Source organism: Kitasatospora sp. NPDC054939 (genome assembly GCF_053610105.1).
Genome location: NZ_JBSGXP010000036.1, coordinates 26,036 through 51,536 on the forward strand (window position 1 = coordinate 26,036; position 25,501 = coordinate 51,536).

At 74.8% G+C, this 25,501-nt stretch carries 21 protein-coding genes; 16 read left to right on the top strand and 5 right to left on the bottom strand.

What is annotated here, in order from left to right; translation table 11 throughout:
- Window positions 1-25 precede the first annotated feature (25 nt).
- The 7 genes from ald (at window position 26) to ACWGB8_RS13440 (ending at window position 8,109) form a co-directional block, all read left to right on the top strand.
- The gene (gene ald, locus ACWGB8_RS13410) at window positions 26-1,141 is read left to right on the top strand and encodes an alanine dehydrogenase (protein ID WP_452213188.1); all 1,116 of its coding nucleotides are present in this window, start codon (window positions 26-28) and stop codon (window positions 1,139-1,141) included.
- Between the two features lie 433 nt (window positions 1,142-1,574).
- Entirely contained in the window at window positions 1,575-2,741 is a 1,167-nt protein-coding gene (locus tag ACWGB8_RS13415) for a ParA family protein (RefSeq protein ID WP_452213190.1), read from the top strand.
- Complete coding sequence (locus ACWGB8_RS13420) at window positions 2,738-3,409, top strand: hypothetical protein (protein WP_452213192.1); 672 nt, start codon at window positions 2,738-2,740, stop codon at window positions 3,407-3,409. Before ACWGB8_RS13415 ends, ACWGB8_RS13420 begins: the two co-directional genes overlap by 4 nt.
- A 76-nt stretch (window positions 3,410-3,485) precedes the next feature.
- Window positions 3,486-4,571, top strand: coding sequence for a segregation and condensation protein A (locus tag ACWGB8_RS13425; protein WP_452213194.1), 1,086 nt, complete (start codon window positions 3,486-3,488; stop codon window positions 4,569-4,571).
- 383 nt (window positions 4,572-4,954) lie between these two features.
- Complete coding sequence (gene scpB, locus ACWGB8_RS13430) at window positions 4,955-5,542, top strand: SMC-Scp complex subunit ScpB (RefSeq protein WP_452213235.1); 588 nt, start codon at window positions 4,955-4,957, stop codon at window positions 5,540-5,542.
- 69 nt (window positions 5,543-5,611) lie between these two features.
- A complete protein-coding gene (locus tag ACWGB8_RS13435; RefSeq protein ID WP_452213196.1) occupies window positions 5,612-6,886 on the top strand; it encodes a pseudouridine synthase in 1,275 nt (424 codons plus the stop codon).
- A gap of 239 nt (window positions 6,887-7,125) precedes the next feature.
- Window positions 7,126-8,109 carry a helix-turn-helix domain-containing protein gene (locus tag ACWGB8_RS13440; RefSeq protein ID WP_452213198.1) on the top strand — a complete coding sequence of 328 codons (984 nt, stop codon included), beginning with the start codon at window positions 7,126-7,128 and terminating at the stop codon, window positions 8,107-8,109.
- 40 nt (window positions 8,110-8,149) lie between these two features.
- Here the strand turns inward: ACWGB8_RS13440 and ACWGB8_RS13445 are convergent, their stop codons facing one another.
- From ACWGB8_RS13445 to ACWGB8_RS13455, 3 genes are all read right to left on the bottom strand, one after another.
- A complete protein-coding gene (locus tag ACWGB8_RS13445) occupies window positions 8,150-8,512 on the bottom strand; it encodes a DUF952 domain-containing protein (RefSeq protein WP_452213200.1) in 363 nt (120 codons plus the stop codon).
- Between the two features lie 183 nt (window positions 8,513-8,695).
- Window positions 8,696-10,243, bottom strand: coding sequence for a mucoidy inhibitor MuiA family protein (locus ACWGB8_RS13450; RefSeq protein WP_452213202.1), 1,548 nt, complete (start codon window positions 10,241-10,243; stop codon window positions 8,696-8,698).
- A gap of 3 nt (window positions 10,244-10,246) precedes the next feature.
- A complete protein-coding gene (locus tag ACWGB8_RS13455; protein WP_452213204.1) occupies window positions 10,247-12,451 on the bottom strand; it encodes a DUF4139 domain-containing protein in 2,205 nt (734 codons plus the stop codon).
- A 357-nt stretch (window positions 12,452-12,808) separates the two neighbouring features.
- Here ACWGB8_RS13455 and ACWGB8_RS13460 point away from each other — a divergent pair, with 357 nt between their 5' ends.
- The 3 genes from ACWGB8_RS13460 (at window position 12,809) to der (ending at window position 16,490) form a co-directional block, all read left to right on the top strand.
- Window positions 12,809-13,894 (top strand): prephenate dehydrogenase, encoded by a 1,086-nt coding sequence (locus ACWGB8_RS13460; RefSeq protein WP_452213205.1) that lies wholly within the window; start codon window positions 12,809-12,811, stop codon window positions 13,892-13,894.
- 230 nt (window positions 13,895-14,124) lie between these two features.
- On the top strand, window positions 14,125-14,838 hold the full coding sequence (gene cmk / locus ACWGB8_RS13465) for a (d)CMP kinase (RefSeq protein WP_452213207.1): 714 nt from the start codon (window positions 14,125-14,127) through the stop codon (window positions 14,836-14,838).
- Window positions 14,839-15,035: 197 nt separating this feature from the next.
- Window positions 15,036-16,490: a ribosome biogenesis GTPase Der gene (gene der, locus ACWGB8_RS13470; protein ID WP_452213209.1), complete on the top strand. Its 1,455-nt coding sequence runs from the start codon at window positions 15,036-15,038 to the stop codon at window positions 16,488-16,490.
- Window positions 16,491-16,654: 164 nt separating this feature from the next.
- On the opposite strand, the gene ACWGB8_RS13475 is transcribed toward der, so the two are convergent.
- Together ACWGB8_RS13475 and ACWGB8_RS13480 are read right to left on the bottom strand one after the other, a co-directional pair.
- Window positions 16,655-17,242 carry a hypothetical protein gene (locus ACWGB8_RS13475; protein WP_452213211.1) on the bottom strand — a complete coding sequence of 196 codons (588 nt, stop codon included), beginning with the start codon at window positions 17,240-17,242 and terminating at the stop codon, window positions 16,655-16,657.
- 322 nt (window positions 17,243-17,564) lie between these two features.
- The gene (locus tag ACWGB8_RS13480) at window positions 17,565-18,416 is read right to left on the bottom strand and encodes a hypothetical protein (protein ID WP_452213237.1); all 852 of its coding nucleotides are present in this window, start codon (window positions 18,414-18,416) and stop codon (window positions 17,565-17,567) included.
- A 752-nt stretch (window positions 18,417-19,168) separates the two neighbouring features.
- Here ACWGB8_RS13480 and ACWGB8_RS13485 point away from each other — a divergent pair.
- The 6 genes from ACWGB8_RS13485 (at window position 19,169) to ACWGB8_RS13510 (ending at window position 25,417) form a co-directional block, all read left to right on the top strand.
- Entirely contained in the window at window positions 19,169-19,957 is a 789-nt protein-coding gene (locus tag ACWGB8_RS13485; RefSeq protein ID WP_452213213.1) for a transglycosylase family protein, read from the top strand.
- Between the two features lie 392 nt (window positions 19,958-20,349).
- Window positions 20,350-20,691 carry a transglycosylase family protein gene (locus tag ACWGB8_RS13490; RefSeq protein ID WP_452213215.1) on the top strand — a complete coding sequence of 114 codons (342 nt, stop codon included), beginning with the start codon at window positions 20,350-20,352 and terminating at the stop codon, window positions 20,689-20,691.
- A gap of 209 nt (window positions 20,692-20,900) precedes the next feature.
- A complete protein-coding gene (locus ACWGB8_RS13495; protein WP_452213239.1) occupies window positions 20,901-21,590 on the top strand; it encodes an alpha-ketoglutarate-dependent dioxygenase AlkB family protein in 690 nt (229 codons plus the stop codon).
- A 316-nt stretch (window positions 21,591-21,906) separates the two neighbouring features.
- Window positions 21,907-22,767, top strand: coding sequence for an acyl-CoA thioesterase (locus ACWGB8_RS13500; protein ID WP_452213217.1), 861 nt, complete (start codon window positions 21,907-21,909; stop codon window positions 22,765-22,767).
- A gap of 280 nt (window positions 22,768-23,047) precedes the next feature.
- A complete protein-coding gene (locus ACWGB8_RS13505) occupies window positions 23,048-23,839 on the top strand; it encodes a DUF1684 domain-containing protein (protein WP_452213219.1) in 792 nt (263 codons plus the stop codon).
- A gap of 279 nt (window positions 23,840-24,118) precedes the next feature.
- Window positions 24,119-25,417, top strand: a complete 1,299-nt coding sequence (locus tag ACWGB8_RS13510) for an MFS transporter (RefSeq protein ID WP_452213221.1) — start codon at window positions 24,119-24,121, stop codon at window positions 25,415-25,417.
- Window positions 25,418-25,501 lie beyond the last annotated feature (84 nt).

The window sequence follows — 25,501 nt, forward strand, 5'->3', positions numbered from 1 at the left end:
CCATGGCAAGAGGACGTGTTTAGCCGTGAAGGTCGGCATCCCCCGCGAGGTCAAGAACCACGAGTACCGCGTGGCCATCACGCCCGCCGGCGTGCATGAGCTCGTCCGCAACGGACACGAGGTCTACATCGAGGACAACGCCGGTGTCGGCTCCTCGATCCCCAACGAGGAGTACGTGGCCGCCGGCGCCACCATCCTCCCCACCGCCGACGAGGTGTGGGCCACCGCCGACCTGCTGCTGAAGGTCAAGGAGCCCATCGCCCAGGAGTACCACCGTCTGCGCAAGGGCCAGACCGTCTTCACGTACCTGCACCTCGCGGCCGACCGCGCCGGCACCGACGCGCTGGTCGCCTCCGGCACCACCGCCATCGCGTACGAGACCGTGCAGCTCGCCAACGGCGCCCTGCCGCTGCTCGCCCCGATGTCCGAGGTCGCGGGCCGGCTCGCCCCGCAGGTCGGCTCCTACCACCTGATGCGCCCGGCCGGCGGCCGCGGCGTGCTGCCCGGCGGCGTGCCCGGCACCCACCCGGCCAAGGCCGTCGTCATCGGCGGCGGCGTCTCCGGCTGGCACGCGGCCACCATCGCCATCGGCATGGGCTACGACGTGACCCTGCTGGACCGCGACATCAACAAGCTGCGCGAGGCCGACAAGATCTTCGGCACGAAGATCAAGGCGATCGCCTCCAACTCCCTGGAGCTGGAGAAGGCCGTCCTGGAGGCCGACCTCGTCATCGGCGCGGTGCTGATCCCCGGCGCCAAGGCCCCCAAGCTGGTCACCAACGAGCTGGTCTCCCGGATGAAGCCGGGCTCCGTGCTCGTCGACATCGCCATCGACCAGGGCGGCTGCTTCGAGGACTCCCGCGCCACCACGCACGCCGAGCCGACCTTCCAGGTCCACAACTCGGTCTTCTACTGCGTGGCGAACATGCCGGGCGCCGTCCCGAACACCTCCACCTACGCGCTGACCAACGCGACGCTGCCGTACGTCGTCGAGCTGGCCAACCGCGGCTGGAAGGACGCGCTGCGCCGCGACCCGGCGCTGGCCAAGGGCCTCAACGTGCACGAGGGCCAGATCACCTACGCCGCCGTCGCCGAGGCGTTCGGCCTGGAGTCCGTCTCCCTGGAGAGCGTCCTCGCCTGAGGCTCTCCCCCCGGACGGCGCACCGCCGTCCCACCGGAGCTGCGGCCGTGACGCCGCAGCTCCGGTGCCGGGCCGTCCCCTGCGGGCGGCCCGGCCGGCCCCCGACCCTCCCTCCTGCCCGCCGCCGGGCCGGAGCGGCCCCGGTCGGGGGCTTCGGCATGCCCGGACACCGCCGTTCAACAGCGCCTTGAGCCGTTGCGTCGCTGTGTCGTCAAATATCTGTGGGTCGCGTCACCCCACCGCAGAAACGTTAGGGTCAAGGGCCCTTTCATCCCTTGACAGAGGGTGGGCCGACAGTCGACACATCAGGCCCACTACCGTGGATTGTGTTGCTGCGAACGCCTTGAACGGCCTAGAGTCGCAAACCGTCGGCATGCTGCCACGCTGACGAATCGACATAGAGTCCTGGATGGCCAAGGAGGTAAGACGACTTGTGAATGAGTCGACATTTGCTCCCGGGGGTGGTCAGCCAGGACTGGCGGAGCTTTCCGCCGGACAGCCGAGTGAGGAGCCCGGGGCCCGGCAGGCCACCGTCGGCTCGGCCGAGGTCGGCTCGGTCGCGCTCCGTACCTTCGAAGCACGCCAGAACACAGCACAGGTGACCACGGTGACCGACTACGACGCCGACCTGCAGGCCTACGGCCTGGCCTACGGCGAGTTCGCCTACGGCGCCTACGACGACCCGGACGCCGAGTACGAGCCGGACCCGGAGTACGCCGCCACGCTGGCCCCCGACGCCGCGCGCCAGCGCCGCGAGCGGGTCGGCCCCACCGGCCGTCCGCTGCCGTACTTCCCGATCCCCGCGCCGGTGGCCGAGCACGGCCCCGCGCAGATCATCGCGATGTGCAACCAGAAGGGCGGCGTCGGCAAGACCACGTCGACCATCAACCTGGGCGCCGCGCTGGCCGAGTACGGCCGCCGGGTGCTGCTCGTCGACTTCGACCCGCAGGGCGCGCTCTCGGTCGGCCTCGGCGTCAACCCGATGGAACTCGACGTCACCGTCTACAACCTGCTGATGGAGCGCGGGCTGACGGCCGATGAGGTGCTGCTGAAGACCGCCGTCCCCGGCATGGACCTGCTGCCCTCCAACATCGACCTGTCCGCCGCCGAGGTGCAGCTGGTCAGCGAGGTCGCCCGGGAGTCCGCGCTCGCGCGCGCCCTGAAGCCGCTGCTGCCCGACTACGACTACGTCATCATCGACTGCCAGCCCTCGCTGGGCCTGCTGACGGTCAATGCACTGACGGCCGCTCACAGCGTCATCGTGCCGCTGGAGTGCGAGTTCTTCGCGCTGCGCGGGGTCGCACTGCTCACCGAGACCATCGAGAAGGTCTGCGAGCGGCTCAACCCCGAACTGCGCCTGGACGGCATCCTGGCCACCATGTACGACTCCCGGACGGTGCACAGCCGCGAGGTCCTGGCCCGCGTCGTCGAGGCCTTCGGGGACCACGTCTTCCACACCGTCATCGGGCGCACCGTCAGGTTCCCGGAGACCACCGTGGCCGGTGAGCCCATCACCACGTACGCGACCAACTCGGTCGGTGCCGCCGCCTATCGCCAGCTCGCCAGGGAGGTGCTCGACCGGTGCCGCCCCGCCGAGTGAGTCTCCCGGGTGCCGACGAGCTGTTCCGGACCACCGGCGGGATGGCGCTGTCGCCCTCCCTTGCGCCGCGTCCGGCCGCCGAGGCGCCCAGACCGGAGACCGCACGGGCCGTCGACGGCACGGACGGTGCCGAGGCCGCCGACGGCGCCGAGGGCGCCCCGGGGCACGCCGCGACCGGACAGCCGCAGGAGCAGGACCGGACGGCGCAGCCGTACGGCGGGCGGGGTGCGCAGCCGGGCTCGGTGCCCGGGCCGGCGCAGCCCGCACAGGTGCCGCCCGCCGCACAGCCGCCCGCCCGGCAGCAGGCCGGGCGAACCGCCGGCGCAGCCGCCCCCGGGGCGGCCGTCCCGGCCGGTCGCGCCGTCCCGCCGGCGGGTGCCGCCGCCCGGCACGCCGCCCCCGAGGAGCCGACCGGCACCCGGGCCCGCCCGCGCGGCCGCGCCGCGCGCCGCCCGAGCGGCCGGGAACGGCACGACGAGAAGATCACCGTGTACGTCTCCGCCGAGGAACTCATGGACCTCGAACACACCCGGCTGGTGCTGCGCGGCGAGCACGGCCTGGCCGTGGACCGCGGCCGGATCGTCCGCGAGGCCATCGCGGTCGTGCTGGCCGACCTGGAGCAGCGCGGCGAGGCGAGCATCCTGGTGCGGCGGCTGCGCGGCCGCTGACCGGCTGGCCCGGGGCGCGGCGTGTCGGCAGCCCCCGTGCGGGGGGTGCCGCGGCGCCGGGTGAAGATGGACCGCCATGCCGAACGACCCCCGCCCGCCCGTCGGCCCCGGTGCCGCGTCCCCCGAGGCCGCGTTCCCCGAGGCTGCCGCCCACGACGCCGTCGGCCGCGACGCCGGCCGGCGCGCTGCCGACCGCCGGGCCGCCGACCGCCGGGCCGCCGTGCCCGCTTCCGCTCCCGCTTCCGTTCCCGCTTCCGTTCCCGGGGCCGGGGAGGGGCCGCGGGGCGGCTTCCGGGTGCGGCTGGAGAACTTCGAGGGGCCCTTCGACCTGCTGCTCGGCCTGATCGCCAAGCACCGGATGGACGTCACCGAGGTCGCGCTGGCCACCGTCACCGACGAGTTCCTGGCGTACATCCGCGCCATGGGCCCGGACTGGGACCTCGACGCCGCCACCGAGTTCCTGGTGGTCGCCGCGACCCTCCTCGACCTCAAGGCCGCCCGGCTGCTGCCCGCCGCCGAGGTCGACGACGAGGAGGACCTCGCCCTACTGGAGGCGCGCGACCTGCTCTTCGCCCGGCTGCTGCAGTACCGCGCCTACAAGCGGGCCGCCGCGCTCTTCGGCGAGCGCTGGGCCGCGGAACTGCTGCGGCAGCCCCGCCCGGGCGGGCCGGAGCCCCGGCACGCCGGACTGCTGCCCGAGGTGGTCATCACCGTCGGCGCGGAGCGGCTGGCCGAACTCGCGGCGCGGGCTATGGCGCCCAAGCCCCGGCCGGTGGTCTACGTCGACCACATCCACACCCCGCCGGTGAGCGTGCGCGAGCAGGCCGGGCTGGTCGTCGGGCTGCTCACCGAGCTGGGCGAGGCAACCTTCCGGCAGCTGGTCGCCGACGCCCCGGACGACCTGGTCGTGGTCGCCCGCTTCCTGGCGCTGCTGGAGCTGTACCGCGAGCGGGTGCTGGCCTTCGACCAGCCCGAGGCGCTCGGCGAGCTGCTGGTCCGCTGGGTCGCCGAGGAGGGGCACGGGCCGGTCGAGGTGACCGACGAGTTCGATGCGCCGGGTCCCGGCGACATGAAGGGTTCTCGTGCCGAGGGTTCCGGAGCGGCGGCTTCCGGGGCGGCGGTTTCCGGTGCGACTGGTGAGGGTGAGGTGGCGGGACGATGAGCGCCGACACGGGGAGCGGCGGACGGCCACTGCGCCGCCCGCTGGGGCTGCCGGGGCAGCCGCGGGCCGAGGAGTGGCTGGAGCCCGCGGTGGCGCCCGTGGAGCCCCCGCAGGCGGCTCCACGGGCCCCGCGGACGGCCGCAGGGTCGACCGCCGCCCGGACGGCCGCCCAGACGCCCGCCCAGGCCCCCAGGGAGGTCGCCGGGGAGGCAGCCGGCCCGGTGCTGCCCGCGACCGGTCGGCAGGTGGTGCACCAGAAGTCGGCCCCGCCGGCCCCCGATGTGCGGCCGGCGCCCACCGCGGACCCCGGGCCCACCGCGGACCCCGGGCCCGCCGGGGAGGCCGCCGGGTACGGGCTGCGGGCCGAACTGGAGGCGATCCTGATGGTCGTCGACGACCCGGCCGCCGAGGAGCACCTGGCCGCCGTCCTGGAGCGCCCCCGGGCCGAGGTGGCCGCCGCGCTGCGCGAACTGTCCGCCGAGTACACCGCCCAGGGCCGCGGCTTCGACCTGCGGCTGGTCGCCGGCGGCTGGCGGTTCTACAGCCGTGCGGACTGCTCGGCGGCCGTCGACCGCTACCTCCTGGACGGCCGGCAGGCCCGGCTCACCCAGGCCGCGCTGGAGACGCTGGCGGTCGTCGCGTACCGGCAGCCGGTGTCCAGATCACGGGTGTCCGCCGTCCGTGGTGTGAACTGCGACGGCGTGATGCGTACCCTGGTACAGCGAGGACTGGTGGAAGAGGCCGGATCCGAGCCCGAAACAGGTGCGATCCTGTATCGGACGACGAACTACTTCCTGGAACGGATGGGGCTCCGCGGCCTGGACGAGCTGCCGGAGCTCGCCCCGTTCCTGCCCGAGGTCGACGACGTGGAAGCGGAGTCCCTGGAGGGCACGATGATCGCGGAGGCGGTCGCCGCCGCTGCCGCGCAGGCCGCAGGCGGCAGTGGCGATGCCGATCGGGCAGCGCCCTGATCGGCAGGGGGTTGTGAGGTCGGCCGAAACGACCGCACATCCCAGACGGAACGACGTACGGACACTTTGATGCGCAGCAGTGGCAACGGCAGGAACAGCGGCGGCGGCAGCGGCCGGGGCGGACAGGGCGGCAGCCGGGGCGGCGGCTCCTACGGCGGCGGCCGGGGGGGTGCGGGCCCGCGCGGCGGGTCCGGTTCGCGGGGCGGCTCCTCGTCGCGCGGCGGCTCTGGCGGCGGCTCGTACGGCAGCAGCGGCTCCGGCGGCGGCTCGTACGGCAGCAGCGGCTCCGGCGGCGGCTCGTACGGGCGCGACGACCGGCGGGATGGCCGGCGCGACGACCGCCGGAACGACCGGCGCTTCCCCGACCGCCCGCTGCGGCCCGAGGAGCGGCGCTACGACCGCCCCGAGTACGGCGGCGGCCCCAACGCCACCCCCGCCCGCGGCGGCTTCGCCGGACGCCGTCCGGGCCCGGCCCCGCGTCCGCGCAAGGAGGGCCAGGGCGCCCCGGGCGACCCGCGCCGCCAGCCGCAGCGCTCCCGCGAGCTCCAGGCGAAGATCGAGGACGCCGTCCTCGCCCGCCACGACAAGCCGGGCGTCAAGCTGCCCAAGACCTTCGGGGAGCCCGAGGGCGAGCGCCTGCAGAAGGTGCTGGCCCGCGCCGGTATCGGCAGCCGCCGCGCCTGCGAGGAGCTGATCGAGCAGGGCCGCGTCGAGGTCAACGGCCGGCGGGTCACCGAGCAGGGCAAGCGCGTCGACCCGGAGAAGGACGAGATCAAGGTCGACGGCCTGACCGTCGCGACCCAGTCCTACCTGTTCTTCGCGCTGAACAAGCCGGCCGGCGTGGTCTCCACCATGGAGGACCCGGACGGCCGCCAGTGCCTCGGCGACTACGTCACCAACCGCGAGACCCGGCTCTTCCACGTCGGCCGCCTCGACACCGAGACCGAGGGCATCATCCTGCTCACCAACCACGGCGAGCTGGCCCACCGCCTCACCCACCCCAAGTACGGGGTGACCAAGACCTACCTGGCCGCCATCCAGGGCCCGATCCCGCGCGACCTGGGCAAGCAGCTCGCCAAGGGCATCGAGCTGGAGGACGGCTACGCCCGCGCCGACAGCTTCAAGGTCATCTCCAACGTCGGCAAGAACTACCTGGTCGAGGTGACCCTGCACGAGGGCCGCAAGCACATCGTCCGCCGGATGCTCTCCGAGGTGGGCTTCCCGGTCGAGAAGCTGGTCCGCACCCACTTCGGCCCGATCGCCCTCGGCGACCAGAAGTCCGGCTGGCTGCGCCGGCTGACCAACCCCGAGGTCGGTCAGCTGATGCGCGAGGTCGGCCTGTAGGCCGCTGCCGCGACACCCGGGAGGGCCTCCCCGCCGAACGGCGGGGAGGCCCTCCGGCCGTTCGGCGGGGGGTCGCCCCGGCGGTCGGCGGATTTCATTGTGAAACGGGACGCACCGCCACGTCATGCCTTGTCAGCGCCATGATCCTTGGCGCAGGATTGCCACCTGCCCACGAGCCGCCGGGTGGCGGAACCGCGCCACTGCGGCGCCGCGGGCACGAGGCGAAGGGGAGCGGCGCCGTGTCCGACGCACCACTCAGTACGCTCGGACTGGCCGAGCCGGACGGGCAGGTCTACGCCGCCCTGGTGGCCAATCCGCAGTCCACCGCCGAGGACCTGGCCGAGCAGTGCGCACTGACGCTCCAGCAGAGCGCCCGCGCCCTGGACCGGTTGGCGCAGCAGGGGATGGCCACCCGCGCGCCGGTCGACCGGCGGCGCTTCCTGCCGGTCGCCCCCGACGTGGCGATCGGCACCCTGATAGGGCACCGCGAGTCCGAGCTGCGCCACGCCCGCGCCGAGATGCACCGCCTGATGGACGCCTTCCGGGAGGCCTCCCGCTACACCGACCCCGCGCACTCGGTGGAGGTGCTCACCGGCGGCGAGGCGATCGCCCAGCGGCTGGAGCACATCACCGAGACCAGCCAGTACCAGGTGCGCGGCTTCGACTGCCCGCCGTACATCCAGGACCCGGTGGCCAACAGCCCGCTGCAGAGCAAGCGGATGAAGGAGGGCGTGCGGTTCCGGACGATCTACGACCGGGAGGCCGTCGCCTGGCCGGGCCGGCTGGAGCGGAACATCCTGGTCGGCGTCGCGGACGGCGAGGAGGCCCGGGTCCGCCCCGCTCTGCCGATGAAGATGATGATGTCCGACGACCGGATGGCGGTCATCCCGATCAGCTCCGGCGACAGCGTGCTGGACGCCGCGTACGTCATCCACCCCTCCGCGCTGCTCCAGGCCCTGGACACGCTGTTCGAGGCGGAGTGGGAGCGGGCGGTGCAGCTGCAGGCCGCGATCGGCGCGGCCGAGGACGCCCCGGAGCCGGAGGCCGACCACCGCAAGCTGCTGGGCCTGCTGGCGGCCGGCCTGACCGACGAGTCGATCGCCCGCTCGCTCGGCTGGAGCGCCCGCACCACCCAGCGGCGGCTGCAGGGCCTGATGCGCGAACTGGGCGCCACCACCCGCTTCCAGGCCGGCATGGCGGCCCGGGAGCGGGGCTGGCTGTAGCGCGGGGACCGGCCGGGCGAGGGGGCGGTCGGCGGTCGGCTCAGCTCCAGGGCGACAGGGTCGTCCAGGTGCCGTCCGGCCCGCGCTCGACCTTCTCCAGACCGACGACGGCGTTGCGGTTCAGCCGCCCGTAGATGTGCGGGAACAGCACGCCGGGGGTGGAGCCGGGCGGCGGTGCGCCGTTCGGGGCCTCCCACTTGACCATCGGCTCCACCATCGCCTCCTCGATCAGCAGCACCATCAGCGGACCGCGGGTGTCGGCGAAGAAGGCGTTGGCCACGGCCAGCGCCGTCGGTTCGTCCGCCGAGCAGTGGATGAAGCCGTCGGTGAGCAGTGAGGCGGTGGCGTACGGGCGGCCCGGGTCGGCCAGCCAGTCGTCCAGGGGTGCGAGGTGCAGGATCATGTTCCTGTTGTACCTGAACGGCCCGCGCCGCAACGGCCGGTGGCGGCGCGGGCCGACGGGAGTGTCACGGCCGGGCGGGTGCGACGGACCCGGGCGGCACGGGCCGTGCGGGCCCGGGTGGCACAGGCCGCACGGGTCCGCACGGCGCAGGCCGCACGGGCCCGGGTGTCACAGGCCCGGGTGTCACAGGCCCGCCACCTTCGAGGACGCCGACACCTCGTACACCAGGGTCACGGTGCGCCGGGCGCCCGGCCCGAGCGGGAGGTCCCAGCGGACGATGCCCTCGGCGTCGAAGGCGTCCGGCGCCGGCGAGCACTCCTCCTTGCGCAGCCGCACCTCGACCGCCGACACCTCGGAGACCGGCACCCGCTCGCGGACGGTCACCAGCTGCTCGTCGTGCTCCTCCGGCCCGGAGAAGCGCGACACGTGCAGCCGCACCGTACGGGTCGTCACCTGGCGCTGCGAGAGCCCCGAGGTGGACTGCCGCTCCTCCGTCTCGCGCACCACCCGGTACCCGTCCGAACTGCCGAACGCCAGCTCGGCGTCGGCGCCCGCCGCGGTGAACGCCAGCTCGCCGCGCCCGGTGAAACCGCTGCCGCGCACCAGCTCCACCGGCCCGGCCAGCAGCGCGTGCCCGGCCCCGTTGCGGAACCGCACCACCTGGGTGACCAGCGGCGACAGCTCCGGCGCGCATGCGTACTCGCTGCCCGCCGACGCCGTGAAGGCGCCCAGCGGCACCCGGTGCGCCCGTCCGTCCGAGGGCACGGTGGCCGGGGCGGGCGCGGACAGCACCCGGACCTCGCCGCCGTCGTCCACGCCCGGCACCGCCTCCGACGGGCCCAGCGTGCTGATCGCCTCCTCGCGCAGCTCGACCTCGACCGTGCGGCGCTCCTCGGAGGTGCGCTCGCGCAGCGTCAGCAGGTCCTCGGTGAGCGAGGGCGGGTCGGTGGCCAGCGCCGTCCGGGCGGTGGAGAGGGTCAGCCGCACGCCCGTCCAGTCCTCGCCGGTGCGCTGCCAGACCACGGCCTCGGACTCCAGCCGCAGCGAGCCCTCGACCAGCGAGGCCCGGTAGGAGGGGCGCCACAGCGCGCACGGCACCAGGTGGGCCACCGTCAGCCCGGCTGGCCCGGCCCGCTCCGCGTCCACGGTCAGGTCCAGGTGGGCGACCAGTTCGACGGGCTGCTCCTCGGCCTGGTCGAGGGCCGCCCGGGCGTCGCCGAGCTCCGTCTCCAGGCGGCCCACCCGGGAGCGGGCGGCGCGCAGCTCCTCGCCGTACCGCTCGCGCTCGGTGTCGACCCGGTCCAGCTCGCGGCTCCAGCGGGCCCGTTCGAGCTCGCCGCGGCCGGCGCCCTCGCCGATCTCGCGCAGCAGGTCCGCGCCCAGCCTGGCCAGCAGCGCCAGCCGGGCCTCCAGCCGCTCGCAGCGGGCCTCCTCGTCGCGCCGCAGCCCGTCGAGCTCGTGGACGCGGTGGCGCAGCGCAGAGTCCTGCGGGCCGGGCGGCTGCGGGTCGCGCGGCGTCCAGGTGCGCACGACCCGGGAGTCCAGGACCCGGACGCCGGGGGTGACGGAGTGCGCCTGCACGGTGCGGTCGACGGCGAGCGCCGTGATCGGCCCGAGCCGCAGCCGCTGCACGCCGGCGGCGAGGACGACCTCCGCCGTGCGCTCCAGGTGGCTGCGGTCCTCCAGGCAGGTGACGGCGGTGACCGGGAGGGGGGTGGTGGTGCTGGTCATGGGTCAGTTCCTCCGGTTTCCGCCGACGATGGCCTTTCCGGCCGGGATACGGATCTCGAAGCCGCCGTGCAGTTCGGCCCGGCCGCCCGGCGGCAGCTCGACCCGCCAGAGCCGGGTGGACGCCGGGACCTCCGACGACGGTTCGTCCGGCGCCCGCCAGTCGGCCCGCTCCTCGATCCTGATGTCCGCCTCGGACGCGACCGGCACCCGCTCGCGGACCTCCACGGTGACCGGACGGGCGAGCCGGTTCGCCAGCTCCACGTGGACCTTGTGGTCCAGCACGGTGCTGCTGCTCAGCATGCCTGCCGTCGACTCGCGCAGCTCGGTGCGGCGCGCCACCTCGACCGCCTCGGTGACGCCGAGGCCCAGACGGCGGACACCGCCGGGCGCGAGCGTGGGCAGTGCGGCGGTGAGCAGGAACTCCCCGTCCACCGTCACCTCGACCGGACCGGCGAGGACCGCCTGAGCGGTGCGGTTGGCGATCACCAGCGTCCCGTACACCTTCTCCTCGACGGACGGCACGGTGACGTACTCCGGGCTCAGCGACACCGGGATCTCGGCGACCGTCACCGTGTGCCAACCGGCGTCGGAGGGGATGTCGGCGGGCGCGGCGGCGTCGAAGCGGTGGTCGAACGAGCCGGCCGAGACGCGCGGCGGCACGCAGTGGCGCGGCAGCGGCAGGTCCAGCACGGCGTCCGGGCCCGCGGCGCGCGGCGCGGGCGGCTGCAGCCTGCCGCGGCGGGCCGCCGACTGCTCCGGACCGGCCAGCACCAGCGCCGGGTAGTCCAGCAGGGCGGCGTCCGGCACCGGCGGACCGGCCGGCGGCTGGTGGAACGCGGGAGGGGACGGCTGGTACGGCGCGGGGGCGGGCGCTCCGGCGAACCCCTGCAGCGCCATCCTCGGGGCGGCCGCCGCGACCGGCGCGACCGGGACCTGCATCGGCGGCGGAGGCGGCCCGCCGTAGCCGCCGAAGCCCCCGGGCGCCTGGGGCGCGGAGGGCGCGGCGTACGGCTGGGCGGCCCCGGGCGCGGGCGGCAGCGGCGGTGAGCCCTGCAGGAACGGGGCCGGGGCGGTGTCCGCCTGCTCGGCGAGCGAGCCGCCGCGGCGGGCCCGGGCCGCGGGGGAGGAGGCCCGCTTGGGAGCCGGGCCGCCCGGCCGACCCGGGCGGTCGAGGGAAGCCCGGCCGGTCGTGGCCGCCCGCGGGCGCGGCGCGGGCCGCGAACCCACGGCGTCGAACCCGCCGAACAGGTCGGTCAGACCGCTCGGCGGCTCCCGCCAGCCCGACGGCGCCGGGGCCGGCTGGCTGCGGCCGATCCGCAGCGAGCGCAGCTTCGGCAGGTCGGTGCGGCGCTGCAGGTCGGCGGTGGACAGCGCCAGCCGTACGCCCGTCCAGTCCTCGCCGGTCAGCTGGGCCACCGAGGCCCGCAGCACCAGCCGCCCGGTGTCCTCGCCCTGCCGGTACGCCAGCCGGTAGGCGGGCACCCAGCGCGCGGCCGGGACGCCGTACTCCAGCTCCAGGTCCAGTTCGGCGCCCTCCCCGGCGCCGGTCACGGTGAGCAGGGCGGTCGCGGAGGTCTCCACCGGCTCGCCGCGGTCGGCGGTCGAGGCGCGCCGGTACCGGTCGGCCAGCACGGCGCTCGCGTGCTCGGCCCGCTCCAGCTCCCGGACCAGCTCGCGGTCCCGGGCGTGCAGGGCGGCCAGCCGCTCGTCGACGAACTCGGCCAGCTCCAGCCAGGCGTCCGCCGGGGTGCGGCGGTGCGGGTCGTCCGGCCGGGCCGGCGGCGGGACGGCCTGCAGGGCGGCCGTGTCGGCGATCGCCTCCCGCAGCCGCACCAGGCGCTCGCGCAGCGCCTCCTCGCGCTCCCCGGCCTCCTCCAGCTCACGGCGCAGCTCCGGCAGCTCGGCCGGCGAGCGGAGCACGGCGACCGGCTCCAAGCGGGCCTCGGACACCGCCGCGCCGGCCGGACCGTCCAGTACCCGGGCCCGCAGCGAACGGCCGTCCAGCTGCCGGGGCAGTCCGGTCAGCCGCACCCGCCCGCCCGCCGGCACGGTCACCCGGGCCCGGCGGCAGCAGACCGCGCCGGTGGCGTAGACGACCACCGAGTCGAGGACGGAGGGCGTGCCGGTGCTCCTGGTGTCGGTCCTGGTGGTGCTCTCGGCGTCGGTGGTGCTGTCGGTCCCGCCGGTCCCGTCGTTGCTGTCGTCCACCCCGCGTGTCCCCTTCCCTCGTACCGCACTGCTCGGGCGCTCAGTCTGCCGCCCGCCGGGCGGGGCGTCGCCTGTTTTCGGCGGGTGTCCCGGCCGGCCGCCCGTCGCCCGACCGCTTGCACGGAGGGTCCGGGCGGTGCGGGCGGCCGGGGCGGGAGTGCGGCGTGGGCGCGTGCGGCATCCGTGGTGGGGGACGGGCGCGGGTCGCCGACGGTTGCGGCCCGGGCCGCCGGTTCCGCGGCGGTCCGGGGCAGCGGTCCGGCGCGCGGAACGGTTGCGCGCGGGGTGGCACGGATGGGGGAGGATGAGCGGACACGCACCGCCCGTATCGGACCGTCACAGGAGACCCAGCCCGCCATGCGCACTGCCGCCGTCGTCGGTACCGGACTCATCGGCACCTCCGCCGCACTCGCCCTCACCGGGCGCGGGCTGACCGTCCACCTGGAGGACGCCGACCCCGACGCCGCCCGCACGGCCGCCTCGCTCGGCGCCGGCACCACCGAACCGGCCGACGGCCCGGTCGACCTGGCGATCATCGCGGTGCCCCCGGCCCTGGTCGGCAAGGTGCTCGCCGACTGCCAGCGCCGCGGACTCGCCCGCTGGTACACCGACGTGGCCAGCGTCAAGGCGGGCCCGCGCGCCGAGGTCGCCGCCCTCGGCTGCGACACCGTCCACTACATCGGCAGCCACCCGATGGCCGGCCGCGAGCGCTCCGGCCCGCTGGCCGCCCGCGCCGACCTCTTCGAGGGCCGCCCCTGGGTGCTCACCCCCACCGCCGACACCGACACCGAGACCCTCAACGCGGCCCTGGAACTGGTCGCCCTCTGCGGCGCGATGCCGATCGTCATGGACGCCGCCGCGCACGACCGCGCCGTCGCCCTGGTCTCGCACGCCCCGCAGCTGGTCTCCTCGCTGGTCGCCGCCCGGCTGGAGCACGCCGACGAGACCGCCATAAGGCTCTCCGGCCAGGGTGTGCGCGACGTCACCCGGATCGCGGCCTCCAACCCCGGCATGTGGGTCGACATCCTCTCCGCCAACGCCGGCGCCGTCGCCGACATCCTCGACGAGGTCGCCGCCGACCTCGGCGAGACCGTCACCGCCCTGCGCGCCCTGCAGGCCGCCGAGCAGGGCGAGCGCCGGGCCGGCGCCGTCGGCATCGAGGCCGTCATGCGCCGCGGCAACACCGGCCAGGCCCGCATCCCCGGCAAGCACGGCGCCCCGCCCACCCGCTACGAGACCGTCGCCGTCGTCCTCGGCGACCAGCCCGGCGAACTGGGCCGCCTCTTCGGCGAGGTCGGCGCGGCCGGCGTCAACATCGAGGACGTCGCCATCGAGCACTCCACCGGCCAGCAGGTCGGCTTCGTCCAGCTGTCCGTCGCCCCGGCCGCCGTCAAGCCGCTCACCGCCGCCCTCCGCGCCAGCGGGTGGAGCGTCCGGGACTGACGGCGGGGGTGGTCGGCGGTCGGCGGGGGGGGGGGGGGCGGATCGGGCTCGCGTGAGGCTGCGGTTCGGCCGGGTGCGGGGGCGGTGAGGGCGGGCGCGGGAGGTGGTCGGGGCGGGTGCGGGAGGTGGTCGGGGCGGGGCTGCTCGGTGGTCCATTAACCTTGAGGGGGGACATTCCCGTCTTCCAGGTTTCAGCGCCCCGGGTACCGGGTCGAGAAAGAGGTTCTGCCGTGGACACTGCCGACCGAGCGCACGCCCCGGTCGTCGTCGCCATCGACGGACCCTCCGGCTCCGGGAAGTCGACCGTCTCCCGGGCCGTCGCCGCCCGGCTGGGCCTGAGCTTCCTGGACACCGGCGCCATGTACCGGGCGATGACCTGGTGGATGCAGGCCAACGACGTGGACGTCACGGACGCCGAGGCGGTGGCCGTGGCGTGCGGCAAGCCGGTGATCGTCTCCGGTACCGACGCCGACGGCCCGACCATCACGGTGGACGGCCAGGACGTCTCCGGCCCGATCCGCGGCCCGGAGGTGACCGCCGACGTCAGCGCGGTCGCCGCCGTGCCCGCCGTGCGCTCGCGGCTGGTCGAGCTGCAGCGCGGCTGCGCCGAGGTCGCCGAGCGCGGCATCGTCGCCGAGGGCCGAGACATGGGCAGCGTGGTGTTCCCGAACGCCACCGTCAAGATCTTCCTGACCGCCTCGGAGACCGCCCGCGCCGAGCGCCGCGCCGCCGAGCTGCGGGCCAAGGGCGTGGACGAGGCCACCATCACCGCGATGGCCGCCGACCTCGCCCGCCGGGACGCCGCGGACTCCTCCCGGGAGACCGCCCCGCTGGCGCAGGCCGCCGACGCCGTCCTGGTGGACACCAGCGAGCTGACCCTCGACCAGGTGATCGACCGGATCGCCGCCCTGGTGGAGGAGCGGGCCGCACTGCCGGCCGGCTGATCCGCCCCCGGCGCCGTACGCACCCCGTACGGAGCCGGTCGCATGCACGACCCCCGCCACCCGTACGACTCCCGTACGCGTGCGGACCCCCGTCCCCGTACGACATCCGTGCGCGGGACCCGCGCTGCCCGTTCACCGGGCAGGTACGCACGGCGCGCCCCTGGGAAGGGCCGCGCCGGGAAACGGACGACACGAACATGACCGCAGAGAACGCCACCGCCGGCCACGGCGAGCTGGACGCCACCGAGTACGCCGAGTTCATGGCGCTCGCCGCCGAGGAGGGGTTCGACCCCGACGACATCGACGGCCTCGGCGACGCCGACCACACGCCGCTGCCGGTGCTGGCCGTCGTCGGCCGCCCGAACGTCGGCAAGTCGACCCTGGTCAACCGCATCATCGGCCGCCGCGAGGCCGTCGTCGAGGACAAGCCCGGCGTCACCCGTGACCGGGTGAGCTACGAGGCCGCCTGGAACGGCCGCCGCTTCAAGGTCGTCGACACCGGCGGCTGGGAGATCGACGTCCTCGGCATCGACGCCATGGTCGCCGCCCAGGCCGAGCTCGGCATCGAGACCGCCGACGCGGTGCTCTTCGTCGTCGACGCCACCGTCGGCGCCACCGACACCGACGAAGCCCTCATCAAGATCATCCGCCGGGCCGGCAAGCCGACCGTGCTCTGCGCCAACAAGGTCGACGGCCCCTCCTCCGAGGCCGAGGCCGCCTACCTCTGGTCGCTCGGCCTCGGCGAGCCCTACCCCGTCTCGGCCCTGCACGGCCGCGGCTCCGGCGACCTGCTCGACGCCGTCATGGCGGCCCTCCCCGAGGCCCCGCCGCAGACCTTCGGCGACGCCGCCCCCGGCGGCCCGCGCCGCGTCGCGCTGATCGGCCGTCCGAACGTCGGCAAGTCCAGCCTGCTCAACAAGGTCGCCGGCGAGGAGCGCGTCGTCGTCAACGAGCTGGCCGGCACCACCCGCGACCCGGTCGACGAGATGATCGAACTCGGCGGCAAGACCTGGAAGTTCGTCGACACCGCCGGTATCCGCCGCCGGGTCCACCTCACCGCCGGCGCCGACTTCTACGCCTCGCTGCGCACCTCCGCCGCACTGGAGAAGGCCGAGGTCGCGGTCGTCCTGATCGACGCCAGCGAGACCCTCGCCGAGCAGGACACCCGCATCATCTCGATGGCCGTCGAGGCCGGGCGCGCCGTCGTCGTCGCCTACAACAAGTGGGACCAGCTGGACGAGGAGCGCCGCTACTACCTGGAGCGCGAGATCGAGCGCGACCTCGTCCAGGTGCAGTGGGCCCCCCGGGTCAACGTGTCGGCCAAGACCGGCCGGCACATGGAGAAGCTCGTCCCGGCGATCGAGACCGCACTGGCCGGCTGGGAGACCCGCATCCCCACCGCCCGTCTGAACGCCTTCCTCGGCGAGCTGGTGGCGGCCCACCCGCACCCGATCCGCGGCGGCAAGCAGCCGCGCATCCTGTTCGGCACCCAGGCGGGCACGCGTCCGCCGCGCTTCGTGCTGTTCGCGTCCGGCTTCCTGGAGGCGGGGTACCGGCGGTTCGTCGAGCGCCGGCTGCGCGAGGAGTTCGGCTTCGTCGGCACGCCGATCTCGATCTCGGTGCGGGTGCGAGAGAAGCGCCGCAAGAAGTAGTCACGGTCGCGGCGGTCGGCGCGGCCGCCTTGGTCGCTGACGCGCTGTGACGAGGGCCCCGGTGCACCGGCACCGGGGCCCTCGTACGTCCGCGGGTGGCTGGCGGGGGTGGCTGGCGGGGGTGGTTGGTGCGTGTGGGGGCGGGCGGTGCGGTCGGCGCGGGCCTAGTGGTGGTCGCCGCTGCGGCCCGGGGGGAGGGAGAGCAGGTTGCGGTGCCGGCCGCCGGTGCGGACGGCCACGGCGGGAGCGGGCGGCGCCGGGACGCCCCCCTGCTGCTGCACCGGGCCGAGGTAGCCCGCCGCCACCCAGCCCTGGCCGGACACGAACTGCCCGGTGGTGGAGTGGCCGGCGGTGTGGCCGCCGGAGGGCTGGCCGGTGGCCGTGTGACCGGTGGCCGTGTGGCCGGTGGTGTGGAGGTGGCCGGTACCGAGGTGCCCGGCGGCCGGGTGGTGGCCGGTGCCGTCGCTGGTGGGGTCGGCCGGGCCGCTCCCGCCCGACTGGTTCGGCATGAACTGCGGGGCCCCGAGCAGCTGCCCCCCGTACGACTGGAACGACTGCTGCTGCGGCGGGTACGGACGCGGCTCGGCGAGCACCGGGTAGCCCTCGCGGACGGCGAACCCGGCGAACTTCAGGTTCTCCTCGCCCGACCGGTCGCCCGGCAGCGCCCGGAACAGCCGCCGGTACTCGGAGTACAGCTCGTCGTAGATCGGCGTCGTGGAGTGCGGGTGCTCGGCGTCGTACGACGGGCGCATGCCCGGGATCGCGCGAGGTGGGGCGGGCCGGCGGGGGGCTGCGGAGACGTCGTAGCTGTACACACTGGGGCCAACGAGCGAACCGGTCCGGGGATGCGGGGTGCGGAGCCCCGGCCGGAGGTCGTGCACGCGGTTCCGGACAGGGGATGGGGACGGCGAGGGAGCGGGGAGGGGCGGGTTGGTGTGCCGCGCGGCGCGGGTCCGGGTGGGTGCGCCGGTGCCCCGTCCTCCCGACGCGGCCGGGCCCGCCCGGAGGTGTTCCGGACGGGCCCGGTGCGGGGTGCAGGTGGGTGCAGGGGGGCGGGGCGTACGGGATGGGGGCTCAGGTGCCCGCGAGCGGGAGGGAGGCGGCCACGACCTCGCCCTTGGACACCGCCCGCTCCAGCGCCTGCCGGAGCAGGTCCTCGCGCGGCTGGCGGCCGACCGCCCCCGCCGGCACCGCGTACATGGTGACCTCCGAGAGCTGGGAGGCGGCCATCCGCCAGGCGTCGGTGACCTGGAGCGGCTGGTGCGCCTGCCACCACCCGGTGCTGCCGCCCGCCGCCGCGGGCTGGAGGATCGCGTGCAGCTTGCCCATGGCCACCAGGACGGACCAGCCGGCCAGCGGTTCGGGCGTCCGGTCGAGGTCGGTGACCGGCTGGAAGCCCGCGTCCTGCAGCAGGTCCAGGAACTCGTCGGTGCCGGAGGTGTTGCCCGGCCGCCCGACCGGCCCGGTCGGCTCGACCACCAGGGAGGCGTGCCCGGTGTCACCGTGCAGCACCAGCCCGCAGGTGATGCCGAGGATGGCCGCCTGGCCGGGGGCGCTGGGCTGGGCGGGCGGCGGACCGCTCTGCGCCGGCACCGCGGCGTCCAGCGGCGACGCACCGGACGCCGCGGGGGAGCCGGCCGCGCCGGGCCCGTCGCCCTGGGCCTGGCTGATGCTGCGCACCGCGCCGAGCAGCTGCTCCTCGGAGACCGGGACCACCTGGGAGGGGATGCAGCGGGAGTGGGCGAAGGCGAGCACGGCCGTCTCGTCGCCGACGAAGAGCACGGTGCTCGTGGGGTCCTGGAACGAGTCGCCCGGCGTACGGCAGGACGTGCACTCGTAGCTGTCGGGCGCGTGGGCACCGCCCAGCAGGCGGTCGGCCTCGTCGTCGCCGATCTCGGCGCGGACCTCGTCGCTGACGTCGAGCATGCGCGGCACTGATGACTCCTCGGGGTTGGGGTCGTGGTGGGTGTGGTGGGTGCGGTGGGTCGTTTGTGCGGTGTGCCGGGGGAGTGGCGGGTGCGTCGTGGGTGCGGTGGGTGCGTCGTGGGTGCGGTGGTGCCGGGGTGTTCGGGGCCGGGTGTTCGGAGCGGGTTGTTCGGACGGTCCGTTCGGGTGGTGCGGTGCGCGCCCTTTCCAACGGACCCCTGTGTCAGGGGTCACGGGTGGGCACGAAGGGTGACGGGAATTGCCCCGGATCCGACCGCGGCGCGTGTTCCTGTGGTCGCAATCTGTCGATGTCGGGCCCGCGACTGCCGGAATCAAACTGTGAGGTGAGCCACGGCGGGTCGACGTTTGATCTAGGAAATGGCGGTCAAATCGGACATTTGGGACATGATTACAAGGTCGTTACCACTGGTAACCCTTGGCTGAGCTGGGCAGACGGCCGGGTGTTTGGATCCACGCCGCTCGGCTCGTAGCTTCATTGGCGGTGCAACGAGCACCACCCGGGATCACCCCCGACGTACAGCCCGCCGGCTCACCCCGGCGCGAGCGGTGCCCGCCGTAGGGGCCTGCCGAGGCGCGAATGCCTCGACGTGGGCCGCCGGTGCGAGGAGGGTGGCCGGGGCGGCGCGGCACGTCGGACACGTGCACGGCCGCCCAACGGACGCGGCGAGCGAATCCGGCCCCAGCGAGGGCCTGGTTCCGCCTGCCCGCCCGGGGCTGTCGAGAGGAACCCCATGACCTTCCGTAACGAGACCGCCGCTGCCACCACCAAGGCCACCACCAAGCGCAACCGCGTTCGGGTGGCCCTCGTGGCGGGTGCCGCTGTCGCGGCCCTGCCGGTGGCCGGCCTCGTCACGGCCACCTCGGCCTCCGCCGCGTCCGTCGCCACCTGGGACAAGGTCGCCCAGTGCGAGAGCACCGGCAACTGGGCCATCAACACCGGCAACGGCTTCTACGGCGGCCTGCAGTTCACCTCCAGCACCTGGGCCGCCTTCGGTGGCACCGCGTACGCCCCGCAGGCCCACCTCGCCACCAAGGCGCAGCAGATCGCGACCGCCGAGAAGGTCCTCGCCGTCCAGGGCCCCGGCGCCTGGCCCGTCTGCTCCGTCAAGGCCGGTCTGACCAAGGGCGGCGCCCCCGCCGCCGTGGACACCGCCGCCCCGGCCGCCAAGCCGGCCGCCCCGGCCGCCCCCGCGCCGAAGGCCGCCCCGAAGCCCGCCGAGGCCCCCAAGGCCGCCGCCGCGCCGAAGGCCGCCGAGGCCCCCAAGGCTGCCCCGAAGGCCGCCGCCCCGAAGGCCGTCTCCTCGGACGCCGCCAAGTCCTGGAAGTCCTCCAACGACGCCAAGGGCGCCGCCAAGGGCACCAACGACGCCAAGGGCACCTACACCGTCAAGGCCGGCGACACCCTGAGCAAGATCGCCGCCGCCAAGGGCCTCGACTGGAAGACCGTGTACAACAACAACGTCAAGGTCGTCGGCGACAACCCCGACCTGATCCTCCCGGGCCAGGTCCTCAGCGTCTGAGTCTGACGCCCGGGGTGTGATGTCCGGCGCGTGGTGTCTGACATCCGACAGTCCGACACCTGGTGTGTGGTGTCCGGCTCCTGATCTCGGTCGGGGCTGATGCCGACGCCGTAGTTCCGGCCGCTGCTGTGGGGCGGCTGCCGGAGCGGTTCGGGCGGCGTCCGGTCGGTGGTCGGTGGTCGGTGTCACCGTCCTCGCGATGCGCTCTGTTCGAAGGCCGTTCCTCCGCTGTGCGGGGGAGCGGCCTTCGGCGTGTACGGCGTGTCGGGACGGGCCGGCACACCACCTGCCTAGGGTCGGCTGCTGTGTCCGATGCGTCTCATGGGATCAACCGGGAATCGTTCTTACGGTTTACCGTTCCGGCCGCCGCGGCCGTCGTGCTGCTGGCACCCGTGCCTGCCCCTGCCGTCGCCGCGCCCGTCCTGGCGCCGGTCACGGCGCCCGCCGCCGGCGCGGGAAGGCTCTCACCCGTCGTCGCCGACATGGTCTGGGACGAACTCGCCGAGTGCGAGAGCGGCGGCGACTGGCAGGCCGACACCGGCAACGGCTACTACGGCGGCCTGCAGATCTGGCCCCCCACCTGGGAGGAAGCCGGCGGACTGGACTACGCCGGCCGCCCCGACCGCGCCAGCCGCCGCGAGCAGACCACGGTCGCCGAGCAGATCCTCCGCATGCAGGGCTGGGAGGCCTGGCCGGACTGCGCACGGCAGATCGGGATGATCGGGCCGGGGTGACCGGGGCCGGTGGTGGGTCGGCGGTGGCCGGGCCGGGTGACGGACCGGCCGCGGCGGCCGCGCTGCGCGAGGATGGACGCGTGGAGCGGAACGGTGCGGGTTCGGGTTCGGGTTCGGGTCGTACGGGGTCGGGGTCGGGGTCGGCGGGGTCGGACGGTGCCGCCGCGGGCGCGCCTCCGGGCCGTGCGGGCGACCACGAGCAGGGGGCCCTGTTCGGTGAGGACCTCGGCGACGACGTCGGTGAGGCCCCGCGCGAGCGCCTCGACCCCGCACCCGGTGCGGTGCTGCTGCCCGGCTGGCTCGACCGCGAGGCCCAGCTGCGTCTGGTCTCCGAGTGCCGCGCGTGGGCCCGTCCGCCGGCCGGGATGCACGCCGTCCGGATGCCCACCGGCGGCATGATGTCGGTCCGGATGGTGAGCCTCGGCCTCCACTGGTACCCCTACGGCTACCGCCGGACCGCCGAGGACGGTGCACCCGTCAAGCCGTTCCCCGCCGGACTGGGCAGTCTCGCCCGTCGCGCCGTCGCCGAGGCGTACGGGGAGTACCGCCGCACGATTACCGGCGCCGACGGCTACGCCCCGGACATCGCGATCGTCAACCACTACCCGCACGGCGCGAAGATGGGCCTCCACCAGGACCGCGACGAACGGGCCGACGCCCCCGTGGTCTCGCTCTCGCTGGGCGACACCTGTGTGTTCCGCCTGGGCAACACCGAGACCCGCACCCGCCCGTGGACCGATCTGGAACTGCGCAGCGGCGACCTGCTGGTCTTCGGCGGCCCCTCGCGCTTCGCCTACCACGGGGTGGTCCGCACCCTGCCCGGCACGGCCGATCCGGCGCTCGGCCTGACCGGGCGGCTCAACATCACCGTCCGGCAATCGGGGATCCCGGCGGAGTGACCGCTGTGGGCGTCGGCTGCGGGGGCGGTGGGTGGCCCGGTTTCCCCCGGGTCCTCGACTCCCGGCCTGCGACTCGGTTCCCGGTCCCCGCCTCGGCTCCGGTCCCCGGTCTGCGGCTCGGTCGCTCGTTCGAGTGAACCGGGGGAGGTGGCCTGGTGTGCGGGAATTCCGGGGGGCGCTGGAGAATTCGATTGGCTGAAGGTTGTTTGCCGTTGGCTGAAGACGGTCGGGACAGTCGGAGCGGCTGGCAGCGGCCGAAGAAGGCCGTCCGGGCGGGAGTGGCTTCCGGCGGGCGGCGACCGGAGAGGAAACGCACATGGGTAGCCCCGTCGACGATCTCGTCGCACTGCTGGATCTGGAGCAGATCGAGCTGAACATATTCCGCGGGCGCAGCCCCGAGGAGGCGCTGCAGCGCACGTTCGGCGGGCAGGTCGCCGGGCAGGCGCTGGTCGCGGCCGGGCGCACGGTCGACGGCGACCGGCCCGTCCACTCGCTGCACGCCTACTTCCTGCGCCCCGGTGTGCCCGGCGTGCCGATCGTCTACCAGGTCGACCGGATCCGCGACGGCCGTTCGTTCACCACCCGACGGGTGCTGGCGATCCAGGGCGGCCGGTCGATCTTCGCCCTGACCGCCGACTTCCACGTCGACGAGCAGGGCGGTATCGAGCACCAGCACACCGTCCCCAAGGCGCCCGCCCCCGAGGAGCTGCCCAGCGCCCTGGAGGAGGTCGGGTCCAGACTCGGCGAGCTGCCCCCGTTCATCAGCCGCCGCCAGCCCTTCGACATCCGCTACGTCGACCGGCTCCGGTGGACGAAGGAGGAGCTGGAGGGCGTGGAGCCGCGCAGCGGCGTCTGGCTGCGTACCAACGGCTCCCTCCCCGACGACCCGCTGATCCACGTCTGCGCTCTGACGTACGCGAGCGACATGACGCTGCTGGACGCCGTGCGCGCCCCCGTCGAGCCGCTCTGGGGCGAGCGGAACTTCGACATGGCCTCGCTGGACCACGCGATGTGGTTCCACCGCCCGTTCCGCACCGACGACTGGCTGCTCTACCAGCAGGAGTCGCCGATCGCCCACGGAGCCCGCGGCCTCGCCCGCGGACAGATCTACGACCGGAGCGGCCGGCTGGTGGTTTCGGTGGTGCAGGAGGGCCTGTTCCGTCCGCTGAGTGGGTGAGCCGGTCCGGGCGGCGGCCCGGGCGAGGCGGCTCGGCGGACCGGCCGGGGAATGATCGACCCCCTCGGTGAGTGTTGAGGTGGGTAGTGGTGGTGGCACGGGCCGTACGGCTGTACGCGTCCCAGGCGTTCCGGGCGTCGCAGTCGTCCTGGGCCTCCTGGGCGTCGTACGGGCCGCGCGGGTCGTTCCACCGGCACGGCCCGTGCACCTCGGACACTGACGGCACCTTCGGACACTTCGGAACCTCGGACACCTACGGACCGACCGGGAGGGACTTTCGATGACGGCGACAGCCGCAGAGGAATGGAAGCACTGGAGCGACGGGCGGGCGGCCACCGTCAGCTCGCCGCACGGCCAGCTGGCCCTCACCGGCACGCACTGGCTGGAGCCCGAGCCCGGCGCAATCCCCGGCCTGCCCGGCCAGTGGTGGACGGACGCCGAGGGTGTCCGGCTCAGGGCCGCCGCGTCCGACGGCATCACCCTGGCGGGCGGCGACGCCCCCGTCGACGGCGAGGTGCTGCTCCGCCCGGACTCCGACCCGGCCGCCGACACCGCCGCCGTCGGCGAGCTGCTGCTCGTCCCGATCGAGCGGGAGGGCGAACTGGCGCTGCGCGTCTTCGACCCCGACGCCCCCGCCCGGGCCGCCTTCGCCGGGATCTCCGCCTACACGTACTCGCCCGAGTGGGCCGTCCCCGCGGTCTTCACCCCCTTCGAGACGGACGCGGCGCAGTCGGTCGTCGTCCCGAACGCCGACGGCAAGGAGCGCCCGCTCGCCGTCGCCGGGACGATCGCGTTCACGGTCGCCGGCGAGCACCACACCCTGACGGTCAGCCTCTCCGGCAACAAGCTCAGCGGCGTCATCGCCGACGCCACCAGCGGCCACGACACCTACCGCTTCCGCTTCATCACCCTCCCGGCCCCCGACCCGACCGGCCGCACCGTCGTCGACTTCAACCGCGCCTACCTGCCGCCCTGCGCCTTCGCGGACCACTTCATCTGCCCGTTCCCGCCGCCCGGCAACCGGCTGCCGATGGCGGTCGAAGCGGGGGAGAAGCAGGTCCTGACCCGGTAGGTGGCACGGGAACGGTCGTCCGCCACGATAGGGGCCGTGTCGACCAATCATCCTGCCAATTCGACCGCCGCCGGTTCTGGTGCCGGTTCCGCCACCGACTCCGCCACCGACTCCGCCGCCGCTTCTGCCGTCGGCGCCGCCGCTCGACGCGCTGCCGCTGCGCCCCCCGGGGTTGCGGCCGGCCCCGACGCCGGTTCCGTTGCCGATCAGCCCGCCGGCCCGGTACGCAAGCCCGTACCGGGCCAGGCCGCCCCCGATGCCGCCGCTCCGGACGCCGCCGTGCCCCCGTCCGCCGTCGCCCCGTCCGTCACCGCGTCTGCCGCAGACATCCCCGCCGTCCACGCCCCCTGGTACCGCCGGGCCTTCGCCGACCTCAGCCCGCTCCGCGACAACCCGGACTACCGCCGGGTCTGGTTCGGCCAGGCCGTCTCCGCCATCGGCCAGCAGATGACCGCCGTCGCGGTCGCCGTCGAGGTCTACCACCTCACCGGCTCCAGCTTCGCCAGCGGACTCGTCGGCCTCTTCTCCCTCGTCCCGCTGATCGCCTTCGGCCTGTACGGCGGCGCCATCGCCGACACCGTCGACCGCCGCCGCCTCGGCGTCATCGGCGCCGCCGGACTCGCCCTCGTCTCCGCCGTCCTGGCCGCCCAGGCCATGGCCGGCCTCGGCCTGGTCGCTCTCCTCTACGCGGCAGTCGCCCTCCAGGCCGGGTTCTTCGCCCTCAGCTCCCCCGCCCGCTCGGCGATGATCCCCCGCCTGGTCCCCGCCCACCAGCTCCCCGCCGCCAATGCCCTCAACACCGTCAGCATGAACCTCGGCCTCACCGTCGGCCCCATGCTCGGCGGCCTCCTCATCGGCGCTTTCGGCACCCAGGCCGCCTACCTGGTCGACACCGTCGCCTTCTCCGCCACGCTCTACGCCATGTGGCGGCTCCCCGCCATGCGTCCGCTCGGCGACCGCAAGGGCCGCGCCTCCGTCCTCGACGGCCTGCGCTTCCTCCGCGAGCAGCCCAACCTGCGCACCAGCTTCCTCGCCGACCTCGCCGCCATGGTCTTCGGCATGCCGCGGGCCCTCTTCCCCGCCATCGCGGTCGCCTTCTACGGCGGCGACGCCGCCACCGTCGGCCTCCTCAGCGCCGCACCCGCCGTCGGCGCCCTCATCGGGGCTCTCTTCTCCGGCTGGGTCGGCCGCATCCACCGCCAGGGCACCGCCGTCCTCGCCGCCGTCGCCGCCTGGGGCCTGGCCATCGCCGCCTTCGGCCTCGCCCGCAACCTCTGGCTCGGCCTCCTCCTGCTCGCCGTCGCCGGCTGCGCCGACACCATCAGCATGATCTTCCGCAACACGATGATGCAGGTCGCCGCCCCCGACGAGATGCGCGGCCGCCTCCAGGGCATCTTCATCGTCGTCGTCGCCGGAGGCCCCCGCCTCGGCGACTTCGAGTCCGGCGCCGTCGCCTCCCTCACCACCCTCACCGTCTCCGTCGTCACCGGCGGCCTCGCCTGCGTCGCCGCCGTCCTCCTCCTCGCCGCCCGCCGCCCCGCATTCCTCCGCTACGACTCCCGCCACCCCACCCCCTGACCCCCGCGACCCCCTGACCACCCGCGACCCGAACCCCAAACCCGGCAGCGAGCACCCCCCGACGTGCTGTATTGTTTTCCACGT